Below are 5330 nucleotides of genomic sequence, written 5' to 3'. Positions count from 1 at the left end.
TGCCGGCCATGGTCGACACGACGCGCGCCCGCGACCGGGCTCCCCGCGCCGGACGCCCACCGGTCTGGCGCTGGAAGAGCACGTTCAGCACCTGGAACACGTAGCGCACGACCAGGAGGGTCGCCCACACCGCGAGCGTGATCAGCACGAGCCGGCCGATCGCCGCCGCCGAGATCTCGTGCACGACGTACTGCACCTCGAGGCCGATCAGCACGAACAGCGCGCCGTTGAGCAGGAAGACTCCGAACGGCCAGGCCGCATCGGCCTGTCGTCGGGAGGACGCCGTCGTCACGCGCGGCGACACGTAGGCGACGATGAGCCCGGCGACGACGACCGCGAGAACGCCGGAGGCGTGCACCATCTCGGCAGCGAGGAACGCCGTGAACGGGATCAGCAGCAGCGCCACGTTGATCACGATCGTCGAGGAGGTACGCCGCAGCAGCAGATAGCCCAGACCGGCGATCACGACGCCCGCCGCGATCCCGCCGACGTAGGAGATCAGCACGTCGAGTGTCACGGAGAGCGGTGTGATCTGGCCGCCGAGCGCGAGCGACACCGCGATCGCGTACAGCACGAGCGCCGTGCCGTCGTTGGTGAGGCTCTCGGCCTTCAGCTTCATGAACGTGCGGCGCGGCAGCAGCCGTCCGAGCGCCGCGACAGCGGTGGCATCCGGCGGTGCGACGGCGGCCCCCAGGATGAGCGCGATCTCCCACGGCATCCCGAACAGCACGCCGATGCCGGCGACCGCGAAGGCCGACGCGACCACGAGGACCGTGCTCATCGGGAGGATGTAGCGGAAGTCGCGGCGGATCGAGCGCAGCGACGTCGTGAGACTCTCCCAGAACAGGATCACCGGGAGGAACAGCAGCAGCACCGTCTCCGGTGGCAGCTGCACTTCACGCAGCGGCGGGATGAAGCCGAGCAGCAGTCCGAAGATGACCAGGACGAGGGGCAGCGCGAGACGCACGCGCGGGGCGATCAGGGTTCCGACGAGAATCGTGAGTCCGAGCAGGACCGTTACTTCGAGGCCTTCCATCCCTACCTCCCAACAGCGTCAGGAGAAGGATATTCCTCGGTCAGCCGATCTCCTCGGTGAGTTCGAACCAGCGCAGCTCCAACTCCTCGATCTCGGCCTGCTGATCGCTGATCTTCTTCATGCGATCGCCGAGTCCCGCATAGTCGGCCTGATCGTGATCGGCGAGCGCGGTCTTGGCGGCATTGACCTGCTGCGTCAGCTTCTGGATGCGCCGCTCGAGGGAGGAGATCTCCTTCTGCGCCGTGCGGAGAGCCGCGCCGTCGAGACCTGAGGCGTTTGCCGTCGCCGTCGCCGTAGCTGCCGACGTCGCAGTCTGCTTCGAGCCCGCCGACGCCTGCAGGTGGCGCAACCGCAGGTACTCGTCGACGCCTCCGGGAAGGTGCCGCAGGTGGCCGTCGAGGATCGCGTACTGCTGGTCCGTGACGCGCTCCAGGAAGTACCGGTCGTGGCTGACGACCAGGAGCGTGCCCGACCAGGAGTCGAGCAGGTCTTCGATGGCGGCGAGCATGTCGGTGTCGAGGTCGTTGGTCGGCTCGTCGAGGATCAGCACGTTGGGCTGGTCGAGCAGCACGAGCAGCAGCTGCAGACGGCGCTGCTGACCACCCGAGAGGTCCTTGACCGGGGCGGAGAGCTGGGCGGAGTCGAACCCGAGGCGCTCGAGCAGCTGTCCGGGCGTGAGGTCCTGCGCCTTCGAGCCGGCACCCATCGAGTACGAGGTGCGCAGCCCCGAGATGATCACGCGCACCGGGTCCTTCCAGTGCTGGGTGAGCTCGTCGAGCCGCTGGGTGAGGGTCTGCACCTTCACGGTCGTGCCGCGCTTGACCCGGCCGACCGTGGGTTCGACGGTGCCGGAGATGAGCCCGAGGAGCGTGGACTTGCCGGCGCCGTTCACCCCGAGGATGCCGGTGCGCTCCCCCGGCGCGATGCGCCACTCGATGTCGCGGAGCACGACCTTCTCGCCGCCTTCCGCCGTCGGGTAGGTCACGCCGACGTCGAGCAGGTCGACCACGTCCTTGCCGAGGCGCGAGACGGCCAGCGACTGCAGCGACACCTTGTCGCGGATCTCGGGCACGTCGGCGATGAGCTCGTTGGCCGCGTCGATGCGGAACTTCGGCTTCGCCGTGCGGGCGGGAGCACCGCGCCGGAGCCAGGCGAGCTCTTTCTTGGCCAGGTTCTGTCGCTTCGCCTCGGTCGCCGCCGCCATCCGGTCGCGCTCCACGCGCTGCAGGATGTACGCCGCGTAGCCGCCCTCGAAGGGCTCGACGATGCGGTCGTGCACCTCCCAGGTCTCGGTGCAGATCTCGTCGAGGAACCACCGGTCGTGGGTCACGACCATGAGCGCGCCCGAGTTCTGCGACCAGCGCTTCTTGAGGTGCGCGGCGAGCCACGTGATCGCCTCGACGTCGAGGTGGTTGGTGGGCTCGTCGAGGGCGATGACGTCCCAGTCGCCGGTGAGCAGCTTCGCGAGCGACACCCGGCGCCGCTGGCCACCGCTGAGCGAGCCGATCTCGGCATCCCACGGCAGATCGGTGAGGAGCCCGTCGATCACGTCGCGGATGCGCGCATCACCCGCCCACTCGTACTCCGGGGTGTCGCCGACGACGGCGGCGCTGATCGTGAGGTCGTCCGGCAGGTTGTCGGCCTGGTCGAGCACGCCGATCCGCGTGCCGCCGCGCACCGTGACGCGGCCGGAGTTCGGCTCCTTGATGCCGGCGAGCATGCCGAGGAGGCTGGACTTCCCGTCGCCGTTGCGGCCGACGATGCCGATGCGGTCACCCTCTTCGATGCCGAGGGTCACGGAGTCGAAGACGACCCTGGTCGGATATTCGAGGTGCAGGGCTTCAGCCCCGAGAAGATGTGCCATGTTCCTTCCAGGGTAGCCGCGCGCGATGGGTACGGCGGCCAGCCTAAAATCGACGGGTGCCAAGTAAACGCCGGGTGTTCTCGCTCATGCTCGACGATCGCAAGGCGAAGCTGGTGCAATCGCGAAGGCGACCAGGTCGCTACGAGCTCAGCGTCGACGGGATCCCGCAGTCCGTCGTGTCGATGACGGATCCCACCGAACTCGAATACGCCTACACCCAGCACATCGCCAGGGCGATGGATGCCGCGGCCGAGCCCGGTGCACCGCTGTTCACCGTGCACCTGGGCGCCGGAGCACTCACGCTGGCCCGCTATGTCGAGGCCACGCGTGTCGGCTCACCCCAGCTCGTGGTCGAGTTCGAGCCCGCTCTCTACGAAGCGGTGGTCACCGCGCTGCCCCTGCCCGCCGACGCCGATCTGCGGGTCATCTTCGGCGATGCGCGAGCGGTCGCCGACGCGGAGCTCCCGGACGAGTGGGCGGATGCCCGCTTCACCGTGGTCGACCTCTGGGATGCCGCCGTCATCCGTCATCACGTGGCCAGCCAGGAGTTCTACCGCCGGGTCGCCGCGCGCTCCGCCGCAGACGGCGTCGTGGCCGTGAACCTGCTCGACGGGCATCCGTTCGAGTATTCACGGCGACAGGCAGCCACGCTGAGCTCGGTGTTCGATCACGTCGCCGTGGTTCTCGACGCGGAACCGAACGATGACGAAGGGCCGCTCGGCAACGTCGTCGTCTTCGCGAGCGATGAGCCACTCGACGTCGTGACGACTCCCGACCTTCTCGGCACGCCGCGACCGCACATGCTCCATGACGATGAGCTGACGTCGTGGATCGCCGACGCGCGCATCATGACCGACGTCGACGGCACGGACTCCCCCGACCCCGACGACCCGATCTGGGATTAGCGGAGACAACGGCCGAATCGGATGCCGGAATCCCGGGGAACATAGTTTCGAATGTCGGTGGTCTGTGATGGACTGAAGTCATGACCGCACTGCTCGACGCGACCGACACCCAGATGGCGATGCTCGCCGATCTGGTGGCGTCGCTCGAGGCGGCCGAGGCGACTCTGAGCAGCATGCACGCGGCCCGAGACGGCATGCTCGCGATGGCCGGTCGCCTGGCGATCGACATCGCCCGCGAGGCCGCGCATCCCGATCATGGCGACATGGCGATCCGCACGGTGGCGGCCGAGATCGGCGCCGCGCAGCATCTCAGCGACCGCACGATCGAGCGGCGGATGGCCGACGCCTCCTGGCTCGTCGAGCGCTTCCCTTCGGTGTGGGAGGCGCAGGGCGCGGGGCGCATCAGTGGCGCTCATGCGCGGGTGATCGTCGACGCGGGCGCCCACCTCGACGATGCGGCCGACCGACAGGCCTATGCCGCCGAGGCGGTGGCGATCGCCGAGACCGAGTCCCCGAACCGGCTGCGACGGCTCGCACGGCGCCTGGCCGAACGGTTCCAGGAGCGCACGGTCAGCGAACGGCACCGCGAGGCGCGCAAAGGCCGCCGCGTGTGGACGAGAGATCTCGACGACGGGATGGCCGAGCTCGGCACCCGCGGCCCGGCCGCGCTCATCCACGGCATGTTCGACCGGCTCTCGCAGATGGCGCATGCAGTGAAGCAGGACAATGCCCACGTGGCGAGAGATTCCGGCCCCGATGGCCCGCCGGCAGACGAGCGCACGATCGACCAGTTGCGTGCCGACCTGCTCGCCGACCTCCTGCTCACGGGCACGCCGGCAGGACACGACACGACCGACGGACTGCTCGGCGAGATCCGCGCCCGCGTCGAGGTCTCGGTGCCGGTGATGTCGTTGATGGACGATGACCGCGATGTTCCGGATGCCGCCGCTTTCGCGCGCACGCCCGGCGATGTCGGATGCGGGCGCTCCGGCGGCTCCCTGCCGTCCGTCCTCCCGCCTGCCCTGCTCGACGGCACGACGCCGATCGACATCACCACCGCCCGCAGGCTGGCCGGCTCGGCCATGGGCTGGGATCGTGTGCTGACGCATCCGATCTCCGGCGCGCTGCTCGCTGTCGACAGATACCGGCCGAGCGAGCAACTGCGGCGACATCTGCGCGCGCGGGATCAGCGGTGCCGGTTCCCCGGGTGCGGGATCGTGGCGCGGAAGTGCGATCTCGACCACAATCACGCGGCTTCGACCGGGGGCGCGACCACAGATGTGAACCTCGCGGCGTTCTGCCGACGACATCACATGCTCAAACACCACTCCCCCTGGCACCTCGAGCAACGTGCGGGCGGCGTGCTGGAGTGGACGAGCCCGACCGGACGCACGTACATCGATCGGCCGCCGCCCCAGAACACGGTGACGTTCACCGATTCAACAGTGCCCGCTCCGTTCTGAACGGTGGCGAGCGGTAGCAGGACACAGCAGGACGTAACAGGACAGCGAACGGGCCGCCCGAA

Annotated in this window: 4 protein-coding genes; 2 read left to right on the top strand and 2 right to left on the bottom strand. The window is 68.8% G+C overall.

The annotated features are described in order from the left end of the window. Together ACNPM4_RS15075 and ACNPM4_RS15070 are read right to left on the bottom strand one after the other, a co-directional pair. Nucleotides 1-1036, bottom strand: a 1036-nt coding sequence (locus tag ACNPM4_RS15075) for a cation:proton antiporter (RefSeq protein WP_448986206.1), incomplete at its 3' end; no start/stop codon positions are given. Between the two features lie 40 nt (nucleotides 1037-1076). Next, nucleotides 1077-2900, bottom strand: coding sequence for an ABC-F family ATP-binding cassette domain-containing protein (locus tag ACNPM4_RS15070; RefSeq protein ID WP_448986204.1), 1824 nt, complete (start codon nucleotides 2898-2900; stop codon nucleotides 1077-1079). A 56-nt stretch (nucleotides 2901-2956) separates the two neighbouring features. Here ACNPM4_RS15070 and ACNPM4_RS15065 point away from each other — a divergent pair, with 56 nt between their 5' ends. Together ACNPM4_RS15065 and ACNPM4_RS15060 are read left to right on the top strand one after the other, a co-directional pair. Next, nucleotides 2957-3805, top strand: a complete 849-nt coding sequence (locus tag ACNPM4_RS15065; protein ID WP_448986203.1) for a spermidine synthase — start codon at nucleotides 2957-2959, stop codon at nucleotides 3803-3805. A gap of 80 nt (nucleotides 3806-3885) precedes the next feature. Continuing rightward, nucleotides 3886-5268, top strand: a complete 1383-nt coding sequence (locus tag ACNPM4_RS15060; RefSeq protein WP_448986202.1) for an HNH endonuclease signature motif containing protein — start codon at nucleotides 3886-3888, stop codon at nucleotides 5266-5268. The last annotated feature ends 62 nt before the right edge of the window (nucleotides 5269-5330 follow it).

Source organism: Microbacterium umsixpiens, assembly GCF_053543675.1.
This window is presented reverse-complemented; position numbering and strand designations above follow the sequence as displayed.